We start from the raw sequence: 22,471 nt of genomic DNA, 5'->3' as shown, positions 1-22,471 counted from the left end.
TGCGGGCCCCGCACCCGCCCGGCGGGCCCCGCCGCCCCAGCGCCCTGCGCGGGGCCGCAGCGGCCTTCGAGAAGGCGAAGCAGGCCTGGGACCGCCCCCTGACGGCGTACTACGTGGTGCTCGGCAGCAGCCTGCTGATCACCGCGCTCGGCCTGGTGATGGTCTTCTCGGCCTCGCAGATCAAGGCCCTCGAATACGGCTTGCCGTCCACGTACTACTTCCGCAAACAGCTTTTCGCAGCTTTCCTGGGCACCGGCCTGCTGATCACAGCCTCGCGGTTCCCGGTCCGCCTGCACCGGGCCTTCGCGTATCCGCTGCTGCTGGGCTCGGCCTTCCTGATGTGCCTGGTCCAGGTGCCGGGGATAGGGCAGTCGGTCAACGGCAACCAGAACTGGCTCTACCTCGGCGGCCCCTTCCAGCTCCAGCCCAGCGAATTCGGCAAGCTCGCGCTCGTCCTGTGGGGCGCCGACCTGCTGGCCCGCAAGCACGCCAGGAATCTGCTAGTGCAGTGGAAGCACATGCTGGTGCCGCTGGTCCCGGTCGCCTTCATGATTCTCGGCCTGATCATGCTCGGCGGCGACATGGGCACCGCCATCATCCTCACCGCGATCCTCTTCGGTCTGCTGTGGCTGGCAGGCGCCCCGACCAGGCTCTTCGCCGGCGTGCTCAGCGTCGCCGGCGTCATCGGCATCCTGTTGATCAAGACCAGCGGCAACCGCATGGACCGGCTCGCCTGTATCGGCGCGACCGAGGTGACTCCCGGTGGCGGATGCTGGCAGGCCGTGCACGGGATCTACGCGCTCGCCTCCGGCGGCTGGTTCGGTTCCGGACTCGGCGCGAGTGTGGAAAAATGGGGCCAACTCCCCGAACCGCACACCGACTTCATCTTCGCCGTGACAGGGGAGGAACTGGGTCTGGCGGGGACGCTGTCGGTGCTCGCACTCTTCGCGGCTCTAGGCTATGCGGGTATCCGCGTGGCCGGTCGTACGGAGGACCCCTTCGTCAGGTTTGCCGCGGGAGGCGTGACGACGTGGATCACGGCCCAGGCCGTGGTCAACATCGGTGCGGTGCTAGGCCTGCTGCCGATCGCCGGAGTCCCGCTCCCGCTGTTCTCCTACGGAGGTTCGGCTCTCCTGCCGACCATGTTCGCGATCGGGCTGCTGATCTGCTTCGCGAGAAGCGAGCCCGCGGCGCGAGCGGCACTGGCCGCGCGGGGACCCGGCTTCCTCACGGGAGCCATGAAACGGACGATGAGGCGGTTCGTCAGACGGCGGCCGTCCGGAGAGCGGTGAATTTCGGTGCATGTCGTACTCGCTGGTGGGGGGACCGCCGGCCACATCGAGCCCGCGCTCGCCCTCGCCGATGCCCTGCGCAGGCAGGACCCGACCGTGGGCATCACGGCGCTCGGCACGGAGCGCGGCCTGGAGACCCGACTGGTCCCGGAACGCGGCTACGACCTGGCACTCATCCCGGCTGTCCCACTGCCGCGCAGGCCCACGCCCGAGCTGATCACCGTCCCCGGGCGGCTGCGCGGCACGATCAAGGCCGCCGAGCAGATCCTGGAGCGTACGAAGGCCGACTGCGTCGTCGGCTTCGGCGGCTACGTGGCCCTGCCGGGGTATCTCGCCGCCAAGCGCCTCGGCGTGCCGATCGTCGTCCACGAGGCCAACGCCCGTCCGGGCCTCGCCAACAAGATCGGCTCCCGCTACGCCCACGCCGTCGCGGTCTCCACGCCCGACAGCAAACTGCGCGACTCCCGGTACATCGGCATCCCGCTCCGCCGCTCCATCGCCACCCTCGACCGGGCCGCCGTCCGCCCCGAGGCCCGCGCCGCGTTCGGCCTCGACCCGAACCTGCCCACGCTGCTGGTCTCCGGCGGCTCCCAGGGCGCCCGCCGTCTCAACGAGGTCATCGCCACGGTCGCTCCGCGACTCCAGCAGTCCGGCGTCCAGATCCTGCACGCCGTCGGCCCCAAGAACGAGCTCCCCCGGGCCGACAACATGCCCGGCATGCCGCAGTACCTGCCGGTGTCCTACCTGGACCGCATGGACCTCGCCTACGCCGCCGCCGACATGATGCTCTGCCGCGCCGGGGCCATGACCGTCGCCGAGCTCTCCGCGGTCGGCCTCCCCGCGGCGTACGTCCCCCTCCCCATCGGCAACGGCGAGCAGCGTCTCAACGCCCAGCCCGTCGTCAAGGCCGGCGGCGGCGTCCTCGTCGACGACGCCGAACTCACCCCCGAATGGGTCCTCTCCAACGTCCTGCCCGTCCTCACTGACCCCCACCACCTCTACGAAATGTCCCGCGCCGCCGCGGAGTTCGGCCGCCGCGACGCGGACGAGCTTCTGGTCGGCATGGTCTACGAAGCGGTAGCCGCGCGGCGGTAGCTGAGGGGGCGGTCTCCCACCCCGCTCCTTCCCGAAACCAGGGGCTCTCCCCCAGCCCTCGGCCGGGGGGACCCCCAGTCCTCAAACGCCGGACGGGCTGATTTTGCACAACCCGGCCACGGACCCGCACCCGGCAACGAAAACGGCGTGGGCGCGGTGCGACCGTGGTGCCCACGACAAGGGCTAACCTGCCCGGCAAAGGGCAGGCACCGCACGACTCGGAGGACGCCACGTGGCCGCACCGACCACCGCCGAGCGGCAGGCATCGCCAGACAGCGACGGGCCGCCGCCAACCGTCCGCCGGAGGCGGGCCGTGCTGGCGGCGCTGATCGCGGCGACGGTGCTGGTCGCGGGCGGGACGTGGTTGTTGTACGGCTCGTCGTGGCTGCGGGTCACGCAGGTGAAAGTGATGGGCACCAGGGTGCTGACCCCGGCGGAGGTGGAAGCCGCGGCGGCGGTGCCGCTGGGGGGTCCGCTGGAGTCGGCGGACACGGTCGGGATCGCGAGCCGGCTGACGAAGCGGTTGCTCCGGATCGACCATGTGGCCGTGGAACGGTCATGGCCGCACACGATCGAGCTGAAAGTGACCGAGAGAACTCCCGCCGCCCTTGTAGAAAGTAACGGAAAGTACGTCGAAGTGGACGCGGACGGAGTCCGCTTCGCCACCATCGAAAGCATCCCGGGCGGCATCCCGCTGGTGCAATTGGCGCCGGCTCAGGGCGCCAGCTACCGCTATTTCGGGACGAAGACACTGCTGCGGTCGGCCGTGAAAGTGGCCGGTGAGCTCCCGGACGCCGTACGCCGCCAGGCGCGCGTCATCCGGGTCACTTCCTACGACGGCATCAGCGTCCGGCTGTCGGGCGGCCGGACCGTCGTGTGGGGGAGCGCGGAGAACGGCGCGGAGAAAGCCGCCGCTCTCACGGCGCTGATGAAAGCAGCGAAAGGCGCCGATCAGTTCGACGTAAGCGCTCCCACTTCGCCTGCGGCGTCAAGTAGTTGACCAAACTGTTGACGGGACCCGTACCCTGGTTGGTCCGGCAGGTGCGTGATCACATAGGGTCAAAAGAAAAACGGGAGGGTTCGGCGTGTTCGTTGAACGCGAACCGCTTGTCGATTTAGTGTCCTGTCCCAAAGAAGAAAACCGCGGGACAGGCATACTGGTAACCCTAAACCTCAGGGTTAGGGTTCGGGTCGGCCGGCGTTGAACCGTCCCCGTCCCACAGGCATACGTAACTCGAGGCGAGAGGCCTTCGACGTGGCAGCACCGCAGAACTACCTCGCAGTCATCAAGGTCGTCGGCATCGGCGGCGGTGGCGTGAACGCCATCAACCGGATGATCGAGGTCGGTCTCAAGGGCGTCGAGTTCATCGCGATCAATACCGATGCGCAGGCCCTGCTGATGAGCGACGCCGACGTCAAGCTTGATGTCGGCCGTGAACTCACCCGTGGTCTGGGCGCCGGCGCGAACCCCGATGTCGGCCGCAAGGCCGCCGAGGACCACCGCGAGGAGATCGAAGAGGTGCTCAAGGGCGCCGACATGGTCTTCGTCACCGCGGGAGAGGGCGGCGGCACCGGTACCGGTGGCGCGCCCGTCGTCGCTCATATCGCTCGCTCGCTGGGCGCCCTGACGATCGGTGTGGTCACCCGGCCGTTCACCTTCGAGGGCCGCCGCCGCGCCAACCAGGCAGAGGACGGTATCGCGGGTCTCCGCGAGAACGTCGACACCCTCATCGTGATCCCCAATGACCGGCTCCTGTCGATCTCCGACCGTCAGGTCAGCGTGCTGGACGCCTTCCGTTCGGCGGACCAGGTCCTGCTGTCCGGCGTGCAGGGCATCACGGACCTGATCACCACTCCCGGCCTCATCAACCTCGACTTCGCCGACGTGAAGTCCGTGATGTCAGAGGCGGGTTCGGCCCTCATGGGCATCGGTTCCGCCCGCGGCGACGACAGGGCGGTCGCCGCCGCGGAGATGGCCATCTCCTCGCCCCTCCTGGAGGCTTCCATCGACGGCGCCCGGGGCGTCCTGCTCTCCATCTCCGGCGGCTCCGACCTCGGCCTGTTCGAGATCAACGAGTCGGCTCAGCTGGTGAGTGAGGCGGCCCACCCAGAGGCCAACATCATCTTCGGCGCGGTCATCGACGACGCGCTCGGCGACGAGGTCCGGGTCACCGTCATCGCGGCCGGCTTCGACGGCGGGCAGCCGCCGACCCGTAACCGCGACAAGGTGCTCGGCGCGTACAGCGGCCCCCGCGAGGACGCCTCGGCCTCCTCCGGCGCCCCGACCCCGCCCCGGATCGAGACCCCGCGCTCCACCTACAGCGGCCTCGGCAGCGTCACGCCTCGTGAGGAGGAGCCGGAGCCGGTCGCGGAGGTCGCCCCGGCCACCCCGATCACCCCGCAGGTTCCCCCGGCCCGTCCCTACCAGGACACCACGGCCGAGGAACTGGACGTCCCCGACTTCCTCAAGTAGACGCAGCCGCACGTGATAACGCAGAACCACGCAGTACCGGGCGGCGCGCACTTCGCCTTCACCGACAGGTGGGGAGGGGTGAGCGCCGCTCCCTACGACAGCCTCAACCTCGGCGGCGCGGTCGGCGACGACCCCGCCTCGGTACGGGCCAACCGCGAACTGACCGCCCGCTCGTTGGGCCTGGACCCGGCGCAGGTCGTCTGGATGCACCAGGTGCACGGCAACGAGGTCGTGATGGTCGCTCCCCCAGGCCCTAGGGGCCTGGGAGGTACCCCCACCCCCTGGGGTGACGGCCCGGTCCCGGAGGCCGACGCGGTGGTCACCACCCGGCCCGGTCTCGCCCTCGCCGTTCTGACCGCCGACTGTGTCCCCGTCCTGCTGGCCGATCCGGTCGCCGGGGTCGCCGCCGCCGCGCACGCCGGCCGCCCGGGTCTGGTCGCCGGGGTGGTGCCCGCTGCCGTGGAAGCCATGGTCGGACTCGGCGCCAGCCCGGAGCGGATCATCGCGGTCACCGGCCCGTCCGTATGCGGCAGCTGCTACGAGGTGCCGGCGGCGATGCGCGACGAGGTCGCCACCGTCGTCCCGGAGTCCCGGGCGACCACCAGCTGGGGTACGCCTTCGGTGGATGTCGCGGCAGGGGTGCACGCCCAACTCGCCCGGCTCGGTGTGCGGAACAGTGAGAAATCCGATATCTGCACGATGGAGTCCGGGGATCACTTCTCGTACCGCCGCGAGCGCAGCACAGGTCGGCTCGCGGGATATGTCTGGTTGGATGGCGGCATCTCGTGACCGATCGAAGAACCGATCTCGCCCGGAATCTTGCCCGAGTTGAACAGAGGATCGCCGACGCGTGCGCGGCCGCGGGCCGGGACCGGAGGGAGGTGACCCTGATCGTGGTCACCAAGACCTACCCCGCCAGCGATGTGATGATCATCTCGGAACTCGGCGTCCGCCATGTCGCCGAGAACCGCGACCAGGACGCCGCCCCCAAGGCCGCCGCCTGCGTGGATCTGCCCCTGGCCTGGCACTTTGTCGGCCAGTTGCAGACCAATAAGGTCCGTTCCGTGATCCGTTACGCCGATGCCGTGCACTCGGTCGACCGACTGAAGCTGGTCGACGCCCTGTCGGCCGCCGTACTGAAGTCCGACCGCGCCGACCGCGAACTGGGCTGTCTGGTGCAGGTCGCCCTGGATGCGGAGGCCGGGGCGCAGGGTAGCCGGGGCGGAATCGCACCCGACGCAGTCGAAGGGATCGCCGAAGCGATCGCGGTGGCCCCGGCGCTGCGCCTTGACGGGGTGATGACGGTCGCACCGCTGGCCGGACCGTATGCGGGTCAACCCCGGGCTGCCTTCGATCGGCTGGCGGAAATCTCATCCTTGCTGCGCGCGACGCATCCGACTGCGAACATGGTCTCGGCAGGGATGAGTGCGGACCTAGAGGAAGCGGTGGCTGCCGGTGCGACACATGTACGCGTCGGTAGCGCGGTACTCGGAGTCCGTCCCGGGCTCGGGTAACGTCACCAAACAAGTCGGACCACACCAAAAATATGGTCTTTCCCCGCTGAGAGGACGCAGAGCATGGCCGGCGCGATGCGCAAGATGGCGGTCTACCTCGGCCTCGTGGAGGACGACGGGTACGACGGCCCGGGCTTTGACCCCGACGACGAGTTCGAGCCGGAACCGGAGCCCGAGCGTCCCCGCCGACCGCACCAGTCCCATCAGACGACACAACCGGACGAACCCGCACGTATCGTGCACCCTCCCGCCCCCCGGGAACCTCGGATCGCCCCAGTGGCATCTATCACACAAGAACGCCATAGCCTGGAGAAGAACGCACCGGTGATCATGCCTAAGGTCGTGTCCGAACGAGAGCCTTACCGGATCACGACGCTTCACCCCCGGACGTACAACGAAGCCCGTACGATCGGGGAACACTTCCGCGAAGGGACCCCGGTGATCATGAATCTGACGGAGATGGACGACACGGACGCGAAGCGTCTTGTCGACTTCGCCGCGGGTCTGGTCTTCGGCCTCCATGGCAGCATCGAGCGAGTGACGCAGAAGGTGTTCCTGCTGTCGCCTGCTAACGTCGATGTCACGGCGGAGGACAAGGCCCGCATCGCGGAGGGCGGGTTCTTCAATCAGAGCTGATATACGGAACCGCATAAACCCGGCCGAAGGGCCACTGGACGAGCAGGGGAGAGGCAAGCGCGATGGACATCGCACTCCAGGTGCTGTGGATCGCGCTGATGTGCTTCCTGATTGTCCTGATTTTCCGGTTGGTGATGGACTACGTTTTCCAGTTCGCCCGTTCGTGGCAGCCTGGCAAGCCCATGGTGGTAGTCCTGGAGGCCACCTACACTGTCACCGATCCGCCGCTCAAGCTTCTGCGGCGGTTCATTCCGCCGCTGCGTCTCGGGGGCGTGGCGCTCGACCTGTCCTTCTTCGTATTGATGATCATCGTGTACATCCTGATCTCCGTAGTAGGGAGCTTGCGAGGATGAACGATGTGGGCTCCCGATATGCCGACGATCACGTTGAGGTGAAGAGATGCCGTTGACCCCCGAGGACGTTCGTAACAAGCAGTTCACGACCGTCCGCCTCCGAGAAGGCTATGACGAGGACGAGGTCGACGCCTTCCTCGACGAGGTCGAGGCGGAGCTGACAAGGCTCCTACGAGAAAACGAAGACCTGCGAGCCAAACTGGCCGCGGCCACCCGAGCCGCCGCCCAGAACCAGCAGCAGGGCATGCGCAAGCCCGAGCAGCAGGACGGCCGGGGCCCCGGCGCCCCCGTGCCTGCCGCCATATCAGGCCCGCAGCCGGTACCGCCGCAGCAGATGGGTCCGCCCCAGCTGCCCGGCGCCCCGCAGCTGCCTGCCGGCCCCAGCTCGATGCAGCAGGGCGGTCCCATGCAGCAGGGCCCCGGCCCGATGCAGCAGGGCGGCCCCATGGGGCAGATGGGCCAGGGCCCCATGGGTCAGGGTCAGATGGGCCAAGGCCAGATGGGCCAAGGCCAGATGGGCCAAGGCCCCATGGGCCAAGGTCAGATGGGCCAGCAGATGGGCCAGGGCCAGCTCGGCCAGGGCCCCGGCCCGATGGGCCAGCACCCCATGCAGGGCGGCCCCACCATGGGCGGCCACCCCATGCAGCAGCAGGGCCCCGGCGGCGACAGCGCCGCGCGTGTGCTCTCGCTTGCCCAGCAGACCGCTGACCAGGCGATCGCGGAGGCCCGTTCCGAGGCCAACAAGATCGTCGGCGAGGCGCGCAGTCGCGCCGAAGGCCTTGAGCGGGACGCCCGTGCGAAGGCTGACGCCCTCGAGCGGGACGCGCAGGAGAAGCACCGCGTCGCGATGGGCTCGCTCGAGTCCGCGCGCGCCACGCTTGAGCGCAAGGTCGAGGACCTGCGCGGCTTCGAGCGCGAGTACCGGACGCGACTGAAGTCGTACCTGGAGAGCCAGCTCCGTCAGCTGGAGAACCAGGCCGACGACTCGCTCGCCCCGCCGCGTACTCCCGCTGCTGCCTCGCTGTCCTCCTCCGCGGGCATGGGCGGCGGCACCATGGGCGGTGGCATGGCCTCCGCCGGTGCGGGTGCCATGGGTCACACCAGCGGTGCCGGACAGTCCTACGGCAGCCAGGGCATGGGCGGCCACGGCGGCCCCAACCCCACCTACGGTGGCCAGCAGCAGATGTCGCCCGCAATGACCCAGCCCATGGCTCCGGTCCGCCCGCAGGCGCCGCAGCCGCTGCAGCAGGCGCCCACGCCTATGCGTGGCTTCCTGATCGACGAGGACGACAACTAGTCGTCAGAGCGGGGTCGGTCGCGACGCGACCTGCCACATAGGGCCGGGCCTTGAGGAATCGCTTCCTCGGGGCCCGGCCCTTTTCCGCCTACGGCGACCCCTCTTTTCTGCGCCTCTCGCGCCGCTCGGCCCCGGGGGGGCTTTTCGGGCTTCGAGCCGCTGCGCCGGACTCTCCCCCAGACTCCGTCTGGGTGGGGGTCCTCCCCCTGGCTTCGCCGGGGGTACCCCCACCGGCCGAAGGCTGGGGGAGTGCCCCCGTCCGTCGGGCCGGGGTGCCGCCGCGCTCCTGCCTGGTGGGTGGCTGGGGTTGCGTTGTCGCCTGCGGGCGTGTGGCCGGGCCGTCCGGCGTTTGGGGACCTGGGGGTACCCCCTCTGGGGGAGGACCCCCACCCAAACGAAGGTTTGGGGGAGAGCCCGGTTTCGGGCAGGGGCGGGGTGGGGGAAGAAGCCCCGCCCCGCCCCCGGGGGTTAGCGCTTGCGGAGGTGGAAGGTGAGGCCCAGGGCCTCGTCGGTGAACGCCGCACCGTAGGAGTCGTCGGCCTCGCCTTCGGCGAAGTCCGTGGCGAGGACTTCGTCGGAGACGATAGCGGCGTGCTCGGTGAGGGCGGAGCCCAGCTCGGGGTCGGTGGAGTGCCAGCGAAGGGCGATGCGGTCGGCGACGTCGAGGCCGGAGTTCTTGCGGGCCTCCTGGATGAGACGGATGGCGTCGCGGGCCAGGCCGGCCCGGCGCAGCACCGGCGTGATCTCCAGGTCGAGGGCGACCGTGGCGCCCGTGTCGGAGGCGACGGACCAGCCCTCGCGCGGGGTCTCGGTGATGATGACCTCGTCCGGGGAGAGGGCCACCGCCTCACCGTTCACGTCGACCGAGGCCGTGCCGTCGCGCAACGCGGCGGACAGGGCGGCGGCGTCCGCGGCCGCGATGGCCTTGGCGACGTCCTGGACGCCCTTGCCGAATCGCTTGCCCAGGGCACGGAAGTTGGCCTTGGCCGTTGTGTCGACCAGGGAGCCGCCGACCTCGCTCAGCGAGGCGAGCCCGGCCACGTTCAGCTCTTCCGCGATCTGGGCGCGCAGTTCGTCACCCAGCGCCTCGAAGCCGGAGGCCGCGACCAGTGCACGGGACAGCGGCTGGCGGGTCTTGACGCCGGACTCGGCGCGCGTGGCGCGGCCCAGCTCGACCAGCCTCCGTACGAGCGCCATCTGCTCGGAGAGTGTCGGGTCGATCAGGTCCGGGTCGGCGGCCGGCCAGGCGGCGAGGTGTACGGACCCGGGGGCGCCCGGGTCGACGGGCACGACGAGGTCCTGCCATACGCGCTCGGTGATGAACGGCACCAGCGGCGCCATGAGTCGGCTGACGGTCTCGACCACGTCGTGCAGGGTGCGCAGCGCCGCCGGGTCGCCCTGCCAGAAGCGGCGCCGCGAGCGCCGTACGTACCAGTTGGACAGGTCGTCGACGAAGGCGGAGAGCAGCTTGCCGGCGCGCTGGGTGTCGTAGGACTCCAGAGACTCTGTCACATCACGTACGAGCGCGTGCAGTTCGCCGAGCAGCCAGCGGTCGATCAGCGGGCGGTCGAGGGGGGCCGGGTCGGTGTCGCCGGGCACCCAGCCGGCGGTGCGGGCGTAGAGGGCCTGGAAGGCGACGGTGTTCCAGTAGGTGAGGAGCGTCTTGCGGACAACCTCCTGGATCGTGCCGTGGCCGACCCGGCGCGCGGCCCAGGGGGAGCCGCCGGCGGCCATGAACCACCGCACGGCGTCGGCGCCGTGCTGGTCCATCAGCGGGATGGGCTGGAGGATGTTGCCGAGATGCTTGGACATCTTCCGGCCGTCCTCGGCGAGGATGTGGCCGAGGCAGACGACGTTCTCGTACGCGTTGCGGTCGAAGACCAGCGTGCCGACGGCCATGAGCGTGTAGAACCAGCCGCGGGTCTGGTCGATCGCCTCGGAGATGAACTGCGCGGGGTAGGTGCGCTCGAAGACCTCCTTATTGCGGTACGGGTAGCCCCACTGCGCGAAGGGCATGGACCCGGAGTCGTACCAGGCGTCGATGACCTCGGGGACGCGGGTGGCCGTGGCCGAGCACCCGGACTCGGGGCAGCCGAAGGTGACCGCGTCGATGTACGGGCGGTGCGGGTCCAGGCCGGCCTGGTCGGTGCCGGTGAGGGCGGAGAGCTCACTGAGGGAGCCGACGCAGGTGAGGTGGCCCTCGGTGCAGCGCCAGATGGGCAGCGGGGTGCCCCAGTAGCGGTTGCGGGACAGGGCCCAGTCGACGTTGTTGTTCAGCCAGTCGCCGAAGCGGCCGTACTTGACCGACTCGGGGTACCAGTTGGTGCGCTCGTTCTCGCGCAGCAGTGCGTCCTTGACGGCGGTGGTGCGTACGTACCAGGACGGCTGCGCGTAGTAGAGCAGCGCGGTGTGGCAGCGCCAGCAGTGCGGGTAGCTGTGCTCGTACGGAACGTGGCGGAAGAGCAGCCCGCGCTCCTGGAGGTCGGCGACCAGCTTCTCGTCGGCCTTCTTGAAGAAGACACCGCCGACCAGGGGCACCTCCTCCTTGAAGGTGCCGTCGGGGCGGACCGGGTTGACCACCGGCAGCCCGTACGCGCGGCAGACCTTCAGGTCGTCCTCACCGAAGGCGGGAGACTGGTGGACCAGACCGGTGCCGTCCTCCGTGGTGACGTACTCGGCGTTGACGACGTAGTGCGCGTCCGGGATCTCCACGAAGTCGAAGGGACGCCGGTACGTCCAGCGCTCCATGTCGCGGCCGGTGAAGGACTGCCCGGTGGCCTCCCAGCCTCCCCCTGGGCCTAGCGGCTGGGGGAGTGCCCCCACCCCGAGCGCCTTCCCGAGCAGCGGCTCGGCGACGACCAGCTTCTCCTCGCCGTTCGTGGCCACGACGTACGTGACGTCGGGGTGCGCGGCGACGGCGGTGTTGGAGACCAGGGTCCAGGGGGTCGTCGTCCAGACCAGCAGCGCCGCCTCGCCCGCGAGCGGGCCGGAGGTCAGCGGGAAGCGGACGAAGACGGAGGGGTCGACGATCGTCTCGTAGCCCTGCGCGAGCTCGTGGTCGGACAGGCCGGTCTCGTCGCGTGGACACCAGGGGGCGACGCGGTGGTCCTGGACCAGCAGGCCCTTGTCGAAGATCTGCTTAAGCGACCACCAGACCGACTCGATGTAGTCCGGGTCCATGGTCCGGTACGCGTCGTCCAGGTCCACCCAGTAGCCCATGCGGGTGGTCAGCTCGGTGAAGGCGTCGGTGTGCCGAGTCACGGACTCGCGGCACTTCGCGTTGAACTCCGCGATGCCGTACGCCTCGATGTCCTTCTTGCCGGAGAAGCCCAGCTCCTTCTCGACCGCAAGCTCGACCGGCAGGCCGTGGCAGTCCCAGCCGGCCTTACGGGTCACATGGTGGCCCTGCATGGTCTTGAAGCGCGGGAACACGTCCTTGAAGACGCGGGCCTCGATGTGGTGGGCGCCCGGCATGCCGTTGGCGGTCGGCGGGCCCTCGTAGAAGACCCACTCGGGCTTGCCCTCGCTCTGCTCCAGCGAGCGCGCGAAGATCTTGTTCTCCTGCCAGAACGCCAGCACTTCGTGCTCCAGCGCGGGCAGGTCGACCTGAGCGGGGACCTGGCGGTACTGCGTCATCGGATTCTGCCTCCGGCGGACATGTCATTTCCGTCCGGAGGGACGAAAGCCACTCGCTGCGCGCGCTGCTTCCGCGGTACCACCCTCCTTGACCGCGGACGGGTCCGTCCGCAGCCCCCTCATTGGGGTCGCGCTGCCGGCTCTACTCGCCCTCGCGGGCTTTCCTCCGGCGGCTCCGGGGTGATCTTCACGTCGCGCACACCCCCGGGCTTCCACCGTCCCCGGGTCGCTACTGGCTGCGTGCGGCGCTACTCGTCCCCTTCGACGCCTTTCGCTCCGCCCAGTGTACGGGCCCCGGGGGCGCGCCGTCGGCAGGTTTCCGGGCGGGCGGAGCGTGACCCGAATGGCCCGGTCAGCTTCGCCCCACCCGTAAGAACCGGAATACCTGGCGGTCAGCTGGGCACAACGGATGCAGACCTCCTCCCGACCGGGCATGGCGGGCGAATCCGGCGGCGAGCCCCGTTGCCGCGGCTCCGGAGTCGTTTTATCGTTCCGGCACGATTCGCGCGCAAGATCACCATATGTGAAGGGGCCGCGTCCATGGTGGCGAAGAGAACGGCTGCGCCGAGCAGACCGGTAAGCGGTGCGGCCAAGAAGGCCGTCCCTGCGAAGGCGGCCAACAAGACGGCGGCCAAGAAATCCGCGACCAAGAAAACCGCGCCGGCCAAGAAGGCGGCGGCGAAGAACGCCGCGACCAACAAGGCGGCGGCGAAGAAGACGGTGGCCACGAAGGCGGTGGCCAAGAAGACGGCGGCGACCAAGTCGCCGGCGAAGAAGACCACGGCGAACAAGAGCCCGGCCGCCGCCAAGCGCGGCGCCGCCGCGAAGCCGCCGACACCGGCTCCGGCATCCGGCTCGTCCGGCTCGTCCGGCTCGTCCGGTAAGGCAACCCCGGTCAAGAAGGCCGCGTCCGCCAAGAAGGCGGCGCCGGCCACCCGCAAGGCCTCGGAACCGGTGAAACCGGTGAAGAAGAGGGCGGCATCCGCCGTCAAGGCAGCGAAGTCGACGAAGACGGGAGCCCAGAAGGTGGTTGCTAAGAAGACCGCGGCCGGGACGGCCATGCCCAAGGCGACACCCGTGCCCACGGCCCGCATCGCGGTGCCCGGGGAACTGCCCGTACAGCCGGGCGAGGATCCGTGGACCGCGGAGGAGGTCGACGAGGCGCGCACCGAGCTGCTCGCCGAGGGCACCCGGCTCCGGGCTGAGATCGCGACCTCGGAGGCCGCGGTCGCCGGGCTGCTGCGCGACTCCGGCGACGGCGCCGGCGACGACCAGGCGGACACCGGTACGAAGAACATCACGCGCGAGCACGAGATGTCGCTGGCCGCCAACGCCCGCGAGATGCTGGCCCAGACCGAGCACGCGCTGGAACGGCTGGACACGGGCACCTACGGACTGTGCGAGTCGTGCGGCAATCCCATCGGCAAGGCCAGGATGCAGGCCTTCCCCCGGGCCACGCTGTGCATGGAGTGCAAGCAGAAGCAGGAACGCCGCTGACCGACCGCCGAACCGTACGCCTGTGCCGTAACGTAACCTCGTCCTCGTCAGGAAGGGACGTACGTACATGGCGAACGCGGAGCCCACCATCGGTATGCAGCAGGAGGCCACGGCCGAGCCCACCCGTAAGGGCTCGCGGCGGATCGCCGTGCTGCTCGGCGTGGCGGCGCTGGCGTACGTTCTGGACCTGGTCAGCAAGATCTGGGTGGTGACCAGCCTCGAAGGACACGACCCGATCGACGTCTTCGGCCAGTACCTGCGCCTGGAGGCGATTCGCAACGCGGGCGCGGCCTTCGGCTTCGGCCAGGGCATGACGATTGTCTTCACGATCATCGCGACCAGTGTGATCTTCGTGATCGCGCGGATCGCCCGCAAGCTCTACAGCGTGCCGTGGGCGATCGCGCTCGGTCTGCTGCTCGGCGGTGCCTTCGGCAACCTCACGGACCGGGTCTTCCGGGCCCCGGGCTTCCTGGAGGGGCATGTGGTGGACTTCATCGCGCCCGCCCACTTCGCGGTCTTCAACCTGGCCGACTCGGCGATCGTCTGCGGCGGCATCCTGATCGTGCTGCTGTCCTTCAAGGGCCTGGACCCGGACGGGACCGTCCACAAGGACTGAGTACCGCGCCGAGTCCGTCATACTCGATCGGGTGAGCACCCTTCCCCAGAGCACCCCCGAGATCCGCACCCTGCCCGTACCCGACGGCCTCGAAGGCGAGCGGGTCGACGCCGCCATCGCCCGTATGTTCGGATTCTCGCGGACCAAGGCGGCCGAGCTGGCCTCCGCCGGGAAGGTCACCATCGACGGCAGCACCGCCGGCAAGTCCGACCGCGTCAGCGGCGGCGCCTGGCTCGAGGTCGAGCTGCCCGCCCCGCCGCGGCCCGTCGAGATCGTCGCCGAGCCGGTGCCGGGTATGAAGGTCGTGTACGAGGACGATCACGTCGTCGTCATCGACAAGCCGGTCGGCGTCGCCGCTCACCCCAGCCCCGGCTGGACCGGCACCACCGTCATCGGCGGCCTGGCCGCCGCGGGCTACCGCATCTCCACGTCGGGTGCGGCCGAGCGCCAGGGCATCGTGCACCGGCTGGACGTCGGCACCTCCGGGCTGATGGTCGTGGCCAAGTCGGAGATCGCGTACACCCTGCTCAAGCAGCAGTTCCGCGAGCGGACCGTCGACAAGCGGTACCACGCGCTCGTGCAGGGCCACCCGGACCCGATGAGCGGCACCATCGACGCGCCGATCGGCCGGCACCCCACCCACGACTACAAGTGGGCCGTCGTCGCCGACGGCAAGGCCAGTGTCACCCACTACGACCTGGTCGAGGCCTTCCGGGCGGCCTCGCTGCTCGACATCAAGCTCGAGACCGGCCGCACCCACCAGATCCGCGTCCACATGTCCGCCCACCGCCACCCCTGCGTCGGCGACCTCACCTACGGCGCCGACCCCACGCTCGCCAAGCGGCTCGGGCTCACCCGGCAGTGGCTGCACGCCGTCCGGCTAGGCTTCGAGCACCCCGAGGACGGCCGCTGGGTGGAGTTCGAGAGCGACTACCCGGCCGACCTGCAGCACGCCCTCGACACGGTGCGCAGTGACGGTGCCTGAGCCCGAGCCCGAGCCTGGGCCGTACGACGTGCGAGTAGCCGAGACCCCGGCCGACCTGGCGGCGTGCTTCGCCGTACGGCGTGAGGTCTTCGTCGACGAGCAGAAGGTCCCCGCCGAGCTCGAGATCGACCAGAACGACGAGCCAGGCGCCAAGGCCGTCCACGTCCTCGCGACCGGCCCCGACGACCCGTTCGGCGCCGGCCGCCTCCTCCTCGGCGACGACGGCACCGGCATCCTCGGCCGCCTCGCCGTCACCCGCGCCGCCCGCGGCCTCGGCATCGGCGCCGCCCTGGTCCGCGCCATCGAGAACGAAGCCCTCCGCATCGGCCTCTCTACCGTCGAGCTGCACTCACAGACGCACGCGGTGCGTTTCTACGAGCGGCTGGGGTACGTGGCGTACGGCCCGGAGTACGAGGAGGCGGGCATCGCGCACCAGTCGATGCGGCGCGCGTTGAGTTAGCCCGCACCCGGTGACGGCGCGCACCACGACGGTGCGTGGCCAGGGCCGCGTCGGCGTCTGCACGCCCGTGGCCGGGTTGTGCCGGCCTCCCCGAGCTAGTGGCTCGTCGCGCAACCTCGACCGGCTCGCGCCGCGCCCCAGCCTTCGGCCGGCTGGGGGAGTGCCCCCAGGCACCGCACCTCGCTGCGTTGTCGCATCACCCGAGTACACCCGGTACGAGAGCGATCTCCTCCCCAGCCTTCGGCCGGGGAGGACCCCCACCTTGCTTCGCTCGCCTTGCGGAACGTTCTCCCGCGACCCGGATGAGCCCCCGGCAGGGCCGCCGCCAACCGGTCGGCGCGCCGCGGGCGCGTGGCAGGCTGTTCGGCGTGGATCAACTCGCGCTCTTCTTCGCCCTGATGCTGGCGGCGATCGTGATGGTGCCGCTGGGGGACCGGCTCGGGCTCCCGACGCCGGTACTGATGACGCTGCTCGGGATGGTGATGGCGCTGCTGCCGTTCGTCCCGAACGTGGAGATCAACCCGGACCTCATCCTGCCGCTGGTGCTGCCGCCGCTGCTCTACGCCGCCGTACAACGCACGTCGTGGCGGCAGTTCGCCGCCAACAAGCGGCCGATCTTCCTGCTCGCCGTCGCCCTGGTCTTCATCACCATGGCGGCCGTCGCCGCCGTTGCCCGCTCGGTTGTGCCGGGCATCACGCTCGCCGCGGCGGTCGCGCTCGGGGCGCTGGTGGCGCCGCCCGATCCGGTCGCGGCGACGGCGGTGGCGGGGAAGCTGGGGCTGCCGCGCCGGCTGATCTCGATCCTGGAGGGCGAGGGCCTGTTCAACGACGTCACGGCGATCGTGCTCTACAACGTGGCGATCGCCGCCGCCGTCACCGGCAGCTTCTCCTGGCCGAAGGCCATCGGCGAGCTGGTCCTGTCGGCGGTCGTCGCGGTCGCCGTCGGCGTGGTGCTGGGCAGGGCCTCACCCTGCCCTGGATCGTGAAGCGGCTCGGCGTCAGCAGCGACATCGAGGCCGAGCACGACCTGGAACGGATGCTCGCGCTGCGGGCCATGATGGCCGCCAAGCACCGCCTGAAGGAGATCGAGCAGGTGGAGGAGCTGCCGGAGGACCTGGCTGAGCAGCTGCAACGGCGGGCGGTGGACGTCGGCGTACGGATCTGCCCCGACATCCTGTCCGAGGAGCGGCGCGAGACCCACAGGAAGCGGGTCGGCCGGATCAAGACCGTCCAGCGGATCCAGAACGAGATGCTGTCCGCCGCGCGGCACGAAGTGCTCGCGGCCCGGAGCGAGCCGGGATACGACCCGGAGATCGTCGACCGTGTGCTGCGGCAGCTCGACCTGCGCAGCCTGCGGGGGACCGCGCGGCGAAGCGGGAGCACGAACACGTAGGAGCGGGTGCTCAGGGTGCCCGGGTGCTCAGTGGGAGCCGGGGCCCGGGCCCATGTCCTCGGAGCTGGGGGCGGCCTGCTTGCGGACCTACTTCTTTTGCGCCCCTCGCGGGCGCTTCGCTTGCTTCGGGTCGCTGGGCCGGACTTCGTCCGGCGGTTGGTGGGCGTCAGGAGATGTTGCCGGGGCCCGGGCCCATGTCCTCGGAGCTGGGGGCGGCCTGCTTGCGGTCGGGGGCCTCCGCGAGCCCGGGAGCCGGGGCGGTGTTGATGCGGGGGAGGGCGTAGGGGTGCTCGCGGCGGAGCCATTCGATGAGCTGCTCGCGGATGATGCAGCGTACGTTCCAGATGTCGTCGGAGTCCTTGGCCGTGGCCAGGGCGCGGACCTGGATGGTGGAGGGCGTGGTGTCGGTGACGACGAGGCCCCAAGCACGGCCGTCCCACTGCTCGCAGTCCTTGAGGACCTCGTGGAGGCGTTCGCGCATCAGGTCGATCGGGGTGGCGTGATCGAGGTGGAAGAAGACGGTGCCGGTCATGCGGGGGTTGCCGCGTGACCAGTTCTCGAAGGGCTTGCTGGTGAAGTACGAGACCGGCATGGTGATGCGCCGCTCGTCCCAGGTGTTCACGACCAGATAGGTCAGCGTGATCTCCTCGACCTTCCCCCACTCGCCCTCGACGACCACCACGTCGCCGATCCGCACCACGTCGCCGAAGGCGATCTGCAGCCCGGCGAAGAGATTCGACAGCGTCGACTGGGCGGCGACACCCGCGACGACACCGATGACGCCCGCCGAGGCCAGCATGGACGTGCCGATCGTCCGCATCGCGGGGAAGGTCAGCAGCATCGCCGCCACCGCCACCACCCCGACGATCGCGGAGACCACCCGCTGGATGAGCGTCACCTGCGTACGGACCCGCCGCACCCGCGCCGGGTCGTGCGTACTGGCGGCGTAGCGCGAGTACGTGGCCTCAACGACGGCGACCGCCACCCGCACCACCAGCCAGGCACAGGCCCCGATCAGCACCAGGGTCAGCGCCTGTCCGATCGCCGCGGTGTGGCGGCGGCCGACATGCGCGGCCTCGTACGAGCCCCGCAGCAGCGCTGCCAGCAGCACCAGCTGAAGTGGCAGCCGGCAGCGGCGCAGCAGGTCCCACAGTGGTGTCTCGGGGTGCCGGGCATCGACGCGGCGCAGCGCCTTGTCGACCACCCAGCCCACGGCCAGGGTCAGGACAACGGCGCCACCGGCCACGATGATCGGGCGGATGACGTTCTCCATGCTTTGAACGGTAGCTGGCACCATGGTCGCGTACCCGACCCCGAGCGAAGGCAGACCCGTGAATATCGTCCTCTTCCACTCGGCCTACGGCTTGCGTCCGGCCCTGCACGCCGCCGCTGACCGGCTGCAAGCGGCCGGTCACGAGGTGCATGTGCCCGACCTCTACGACGGCCGTACCACCGAGAGCCTGGAGGAGGGCCTGGCCATCCGCGAGGAGATCGGCCGCGACGAACTCCTCATGCGCGCCGTCACCGTCTCCGGACCCCTCTCCGAGCACGGCCTGGTCTACGCCGGCTTCTCCCTTGGCGGCTCCATCGCCCAGAACCTCGCCCTCGCCGACTCCAAGGCCCGCGGCCTGCTACTCCTGCACGGCACCTCCGACCTCGCCGACGACGCCACCGCCCCCGGCCTCCCCGTCCAGCTCCATGTCGCCGACCCCGACCCATTCGAATCCGACGACTGGCTCAACGCCTGGTACCTCCGTATGCGCAAAGCCGGCGCCGACGTCGAAATCCACCGCTACCGGGGCGCCGGTCACCTCTACACCGACCCCGCCCTGGACGACTACGACCCGGACGCCACCGAACGCACCTGGGCCATCGCCCTCGACTTCTTGGCGGACCTGGACGCCGAGTAGCCGCCCGCGGCGTCAGTCGGCGGTGCGGCCGGGCGAACGCCAAAAACTCTGCGGATGCCCGCTGCCGGAGAACCCTGGCGACTCCGCGCCGAGTTGGCCGCGCTCCGGTTCCTCTCCGATAACCTCGGACTCGCCGTCGCCCCCGGCGTCATCGCCGCCGACCTTCCAGACGGACTGGTCATCATGTCCCGGCCCGGGGTGGATGACCGCGGGGGACCCGATCGCCACTGGCCTTGCCGACCGCTACCGCCGCGCCCTGGCCGACGGCGTGCCCGAAGCCGAAGACGACCGGCGGTATGGGTTCGGACTGGCGGCGGCCTGTATTTCCTGGGCGATCGTCCATCTGCATCGGTTCGCCTGCCTCGACAACCGTGCGCCCGGTGACGGCAGCCGCCTCCAGCTCGTCGAGAGCTGGAGGCGGCAGCCCACACTTCGGATATCCACCCCGCCCTCCCCCACCTCGCCGCCTCGGTCCGTCGCAGCGCCGGCCAACTACATCGGCGCTGGTCCGATGCGGACCTGGACTTCACTGACCCGGCAGCTTTCCGCCGTACACGGCGCGACGTTGACCGACTAACGCATACTCAGCGGGCGGCCGCGCTGTCGATCCAGGCGACGACGGCGCTGACCGTGGCGTCATCGAGTCGCTGCGCGATGTTGTGCACCGCGGAGCTGTCCCCCGGCAGCGGGGGCACCCCTGCCGAAATGAGCGCGGCATGGAGCTCGACCCAGCGCGCGTCGGTGGCGGACAGGGCATGGGACACGCTCGGGGCGGCGGCGGGCGGGGCGAGGAAGTAGTCTCTGCCGACTGACTGCAGCGGAGTGTAGAGAAGGGTCATGGTGTTTCCTCTCGGATCTCGGACGATGTCGCCCGGACTTGCCGTGCAGGACAACCCCCGGCGGCCCGCCGGTTGCGTCCCGCCTCCGGCTTCACTCGTCCGGCCGCGCCTCGGGGCTGGACGGCAACGCGCAGTCTCCCGATGCCCGAGTTCAGGCAGCCCCCGATGATCAGTAGACCGATATGTGGACGTGGTCGTAGTGGTTGAGGGTGATTGAGCCGCGGTCCTCCATCAGTTTCCAGCCCTGTTGGGGGAGGCGGCTGGACCAGATGTGCTGTTCGTAAATGACGTACCAGATGCCGTACTGCGCGGCGTGTTCGCGGACCCAGGCGACGATCTGCTCGCCCAGGGTGTCGGCGTGGCCGGTGGCGCGTTTGCCGGCGGGGGTGAGCATGAAGTCGCAGGCGCGGCCGAGGGGGTGTTCACCGCCGCCGGGTATGCCGCCTTCCTCGCGGTAGCAGCCGGGGGTGCCGTTGAGGTGGAACTCCTTGACGACCGCGTCCCGGACCGCCTTCATGCGGGGGGTGATGTGGTCGGGGCCGGTGGGCTGTTGCTTGTCCCAACTGGCGGCCCGTACTTGTGCTTTGACTGTCGGCCAGGCGGCAGCGGCCAGCACCAGGCCGACGAGCAGCATGATCAGTACGCCGCGACGCCCGCGTCCCCGCCCCTTTGTTTTCTCCATCAGGACGGGAACGTGGGGGAGTCGGGATCAGTGCCCGGTCAGCCCGCGCGGTAGGCGGTCCACTGGTTCTGCATGCGGGTCACCTGGCCGGAGGTGAACTGGTACATGCAGGAGTCGTACGTGTAGTCCATGAAGTTGTGGATCGGGTCGACGCCGGTGGTGGTGCAGGTGTCACGGCCGGTGGGGCACTGGTACGCGGCGCTCTTCTCGGCGGGGGTGTCGGAGACCGAGTCGCCCGTGGTGCTGCAGCCGCCCTGGAAGGTGTGGTAGAGGCCGAGCCAGTGGCCGATTTCGTGGGTGGCGGTGTCGCCCTCGTTGTAGTTGGTGGCGGAGCCGCCGGGGATGGAGGTGTCGAGGATGACGACGCCGTCGTAGGTCTTGTTGGACGCGTACGAGCTCGGGAAGGTGGCCCAGCCCAGGAGGCTGTTCTGGAGGTTGGCGGAGTAGATGTTGAGGGCTCCGGCGCCGCCCTTGCGGAGGGTGGACTTCATGGTCTTCTCGGCGGACGAGCCGTCGGTGAGGTTGTACCAGGTGGAGTTGTTGGTGTAATCGGTGCCGGCGAGGCTGAACTGGAAGCCGGAGTTGACGTTGCCGGTGCCGGAGCCGCCGTAGGCGGCGTTGAGGACCGAGATCTGGCCGGCTATCTGGCTTGCCGTCAGGCTTCCGGCGGAGCCGCTGGTGATGACGTGCCAGTAGACCGGGATGGTCGTGGTGGCGGCGGCCGACAGGGTGGTCTTCTTGCCGGCGGCCTTGAGCGCCGAGAGCTTCTGCTTGAGGTCGGCGTTCATCCGGCCGACCTGGGCGGCGGTGAGGTCGTTGGGCTCCTTGGCGGTGGAGCCCTTGGCCTTGCGGGCGGCGGCGTCACTGTCGTCGGCACACTGTTGGGCGCCGGTTCTGGCGTGGTCGGCGGCGCTGCTCACGGTGGCGGTGGCGCCGGACATCGGGAGCATGGCGAATGTTCCGGCCACGGCGGCGAGACCGAGGAGACGGGAACGGGAGCGGGCGGGGCGGGGGGACATGGGCACTCCTTGTGGGGGGTCGGAACGAGAGGAACTTCCTCCTCGCCGTCCGGAGGTTATGTGTCCATGTCAGGTTCGGTGCAGATCCGAACCGGCCCATTGGCAAAGACAGGGTAATCCCTAGGTATGCAATGGTCCTGATACGCGGGACGGGCGATTTGCCGGATTTCGTACGCGGCAAACCTTTGTGTGCCCGTCCCGCGAGATCCTGGGTTAACGCGGAGATCGGCCGGAAATCGACGGCGTGGCCGTCAACCGACAGGCGAGTACACCCGTTCGACCTTCTGTGTGCCGGTCCTCGTGCGGTAGGAGCTCTTCCAGGTGGCGGTGGCGGCGGGATCGGTGCGGTCGGAGAGGACGTAGTAGTCCATCTGTGCCCGGGTGCCGGTGATGTCGAGGACCCCGTAGCCGTGGGAGTCGGTATCGAGCCACCTGACATGGCAGTTGGCGGCCTGGATGGCGGCCGCGGCGACGACGGAGACGGTGCCCGGCTCGACCTTGAGGATGTCGTCGAGGTTGTCGGAGGTCACCGAGGTGACGACGAACTCCGTGGCGGCGGAGGCGGAGAGCGGATAGGTGGCCGCCTTGACCGGCACATCGTTGACCCAGGCCATGTGGATGTCGCCGGTCAGGAAGACCGTGTTGAGGATGCCGTCGTCGTGGAGGTGGGCCAGGAGTTCGCGGCGGTCGTCGGTGTAGCCGTCCCACTGGTCGGTGTTGAGGGCCAGGCCGTCCTTGGGCAGGCCCAGCAGCTGAGGTCTGTGAGGGTACGGA

General features: G+C 69.7%; 20 protein-coding genes and 2 pseudogenes. 16 read left to right on the top strand and 6 right to left on the bottom strand.

What is annotated here, in order from left to right; translation table 11 throughout:
- The 9 genes from ftsW to EFK10_RS43980 all read left to right on the top strand — a co-directional run.
- Window positions 1-1,292, top strand: a 1,292-nt coding sequence (gene ftsW / locus EFK10_RS44020; protein ID WP_127361242.1) for a putative lipid II flippase FtsW, incomplete at its 5' end; no start/stop codon positions are given.
- Window positions 1,293-1,298: 6 nt separating this feature from the next.
- Entirely contained in the window at window positions 1,299-2,387 is a 1,089-nt protein-coding gene (gene murG / locus EFK10_RS44015; protein ID WP_127361241.1) for an undecaprenyldiphospho-muramoylpentapeptide beta-N-acetylglucosaminyltransferase, read from the top strand.
- Between the two features lie 232 nt (window positions 2,388-2,619).
- Window positions 2,620-3,387, top strand: a complete 768-nt coding sequence (locus tag EFK10_RS44010; RefSeq protein ID WP_127361240.1) for a cell division protein FtsQ/DivIB — start codon at window positions 2,620-2,622, stop codon at window positions 3,385-3,387.
- Window positions 3,388-3,642: 255 nt separating this feature from the next.
- On the top strand, window positions 3,643-4,860 hold the full coding sequence (gene ftsZ / locus EFK10_RS44005) for a cell division protein FtsZ (RefSeq protein ID WP_127361239.1): 1,218 nt from the start codon (window positions 3,643-3,645) through the stop codon (window positions 4,858-4,860).
- A gap of 15 nt (window positions 4,861-4,875) precedes the next feature.
- Window positions 4,876-5,649 carry a peptidoglycan editing factor PgeF gene (gene pgeF, locus EFK10_RS44000; RefSeq protein ID WP_407647261.1) on the top strand — a complete coding sequence of 258 codons (774 nt, stop codon included), beginning with the start codon at window positions 4,876-4,878 and terminating at the stop codon, window positions 5,647-5,649.
- On the top strand, window positions 5,646-6,374 hold the full coding sequence (locus tag EFK10_RS43995) for a YggS family pyridoxal phosphate-dependent enzyme (protein WP_127361237.1): 729 nt from the start codon (window positions 5,646-5,648) through the stop codon (window positions 6,372-6,374). Before pgeF ends, EFK10_RS43995 begins: the two co-directional genes overlap by 4 nt.
- Window positions 6,375-6,437: 63 nt before the next feature.
- Window positions 6,438-7,010 carry a cell division protein SepF gene (locus tag EFK10_RS43990; protein ID WP_127361236.1) on the top strand — a complete coding sequence of 191 codons (573 nt, stop codon included), beginning with the start codon at window positions 6,438-6,440 and terminating at the stop codon, window positions 7,008-7,010.
- A 62-nt stretch (window positions 7,011-7,072) separates the two neighbouring features.
- Entirely contained in the window at window positions 7,073-7,363 is a 291-nt protein-coding gene (locus EFK10_RS43985) for a YggT family protein (protein WP_127361235.1), read from the top strand.
- A 46-nt stretch (window positions 7,364-7,409) separates the two neighbouring features.
- Entirely contained in the window at window positions 7,410-8,660 is a 1,251-nt protein-coding gene (locus EFK10_RS43980; RefSeq protein WP_127361234.1) for a DivIVA domain-containing protein, read from the top strand.
- Between the two features lie 468 nt (window positions 8,661-9,128).
- Here the strand turns inward: EFK10_RS43980 and ileS are convergent, their stop codons facing one another.
- On the bottom strand, window positions 9,129-12,296 hold the full coding sequence (gene ileS, locus EFK10_RS43975; RefSeq protein WP_127361233.1) for an isoleucine--tRNA ligase: 3,168 nt from the start codon (window positions 12,294-12,296) through the stop codon (window positions 9,129-9,131).
- A gap of 540 nt (window positions 12,297-12,836) precedes the next feature.
- Here ileS and EFK10_RS43970 point away from each other — a divergent pair.
- The 5 genes and pseudogenes from EFK10_RS43970 (at window position 12,837) to EFK10_RS43950 (ending at window position 17,247) form a co-directional block, all read left to right on the top strand.
- A complete protein-coding gene (locus tag EFK10_RS43970; RefSeq protein WP_127361232.1) occupies window positions 12,837-13,793 on the top strand; it encodes a TraR/DksA family transcriptional regulator in 957 nt (318 codons plus the stop codon).
- Window positions 13,794-13,860: 67 nt separating this feature from the next.
- Window positions 13,861-14,409 (top strand): signal peptidase II, encoded by a 549-nt coding sequence (lspA, locus tag EFK10_RS43965; RefSeq protein ID WP_127361231.1) that lies wholly within the window; start codon window positions 13,861-13,863, stop codon window positions 14,407-14,409.
- A gap of 31 nt (window positions 14,410-14,440) precedes the next feature.
- The gene (locus EFK10_RS43960; RefSeq protein ID WP_127361230.1) at window positions 14,441-15,394 is read left to right on the top strand and encodes an RluA family pseudouridine synthase; all 954 of its coding nucleotides are present in this window, start codon (window positions 14,441-14,443) and stop codon (window positions 15,392-15,394) included.
- Window positions 15,381-15,854 carry a GNAT family N-acetyltransferase gene (locus EFK10_RS43955; RefSeq protein WP_127361229.1) on the top strand — a complete coding sequence of 158 codons (474 nt, stop codon included), beginning with the start codon at window positions 15,381-15,383 and terminating at the stop codon, window positions 15,852-15,854. The genes EFK10_RS43960 and EFK10_RS43955 overlap by 14 nt, the downstream gene beginning before the upstream one ends.
- Before the next feature lie 368 nt (window positions 15,855-16,222).
- Window positions 16,223-17,247: pseudogene (locus EFK10_RS43950) on the top strand (cation:proton antiporter domain-containing protein).
- Between the two features lie 166 nt (window positions 17,248-17,413).
- On the opposite strand, the gene EFK10_RS43945 reads toward EFK10_RS43950, so the two are convergent.
- Window positions 17,414-18,520 (bottom strand): mechanosensitive ion channel family protein, encoded by a 1,107-nt coding sequence (locus EFK10_RS43945; RefSeq protein ID WP_127361228.1) that lies wholly within the window; start codon window positions 18,518-18,520, stop codon window positions 17,414-17,416.
- A 22-nt stretch (window positions 18,521-18,542) separates the two neighbouring features.
- Here EFK10_RS43945 and EFK10_RS43940 point away from each other — a divergent pair, with 22 nt between their 5' ends.
- Complete coding sequence (locus EFK10_RS43940) at window positions 18,543-19,157, top strand: dienelactone hydrolase family protein (RefSeq protein WP_127361227.1); 615 nt, start codon at window positions 18,543-18,545, stop codon at window positions 19,155-19,157.
- A gap of 202 nt (window positions 19,158-19,359) precedes the next feature.
- A complete protein-coding gene (locus EFK10_RS43935; RefSeq protein ID WP_240677846.1) occupies window positions 19,360-19,734 on the top strand; it encodes a hypothetical protein in 375 nt (124 codons plus the stop codon).
- 7 nt (window positions 19,735-19,741) lie between these two features.
- Here the strand turns inward: EFK10_RS43935 and EFK10_RS43930 are convergent, their stop codons facing one another.
- From EFK10_RS43930 to EFK10_RS43915, 4 genes and pseudogenes are all read right to left on the bottom strand, one after another.
- Complete coding sequence (locus EFK10_RS43930; RefSeq protein WP_127361226.1) at window positions 19,742-19,996, bottom strand: hypothetical protein; 255 nt, start codon at window positions 19,994-19,996, stop codon at window positions 19,742-19,744.
- Between the two features lie 169 nt (window positions 19,997-20,165).
- Window positions 20,166-20,678 (bottom strand): hypothetical protein, encoded by a 513-nt coding sequence (locus EFK10_RS43925; RefSeq protein ID WP_127361225.1) that lies wholly within the window; start codon window positions 20,676-20,678, stop codon window positions 20,166-20,168.
- Window positions 20,679-20,716: 38 nt separating this feature from the next.
- Entirely contained in the window at window positions 20,717-21,697 is a 981-nt protein-coding gene (locus EFK10_RS43920) for a zinc metalloprotease (RefSeq protein WP_127361224.1), read from the bottom strand.
- Window positions 21,698-21,948: 251 nt separating this feature from the next.
- A pseudogene (locus EFK10_RS43915) lies at window positions 21,949-22,452 on the bottom strand (alkaline phosphatase D family protein); the annotation flags it as partial.
- Between the last annotated feature and the right edge of the window lie 19 nt (window positions 22,453-22,471).

Source organism: Streptomyces soli, from assembly GCF_003999195.1.
GTDB classification, from domain to species: domain Bacteria; phylum Actinomycetota; class Actinomycetes; order Streptomycetales; family Streptomycetaceae; genus Actinacidiphila; species Actinacidiphila soli.
Note: the sequence above shows the minus strand (reverse complement) of the source record. Positions and strands in the feature narration are given on the sequence as shown.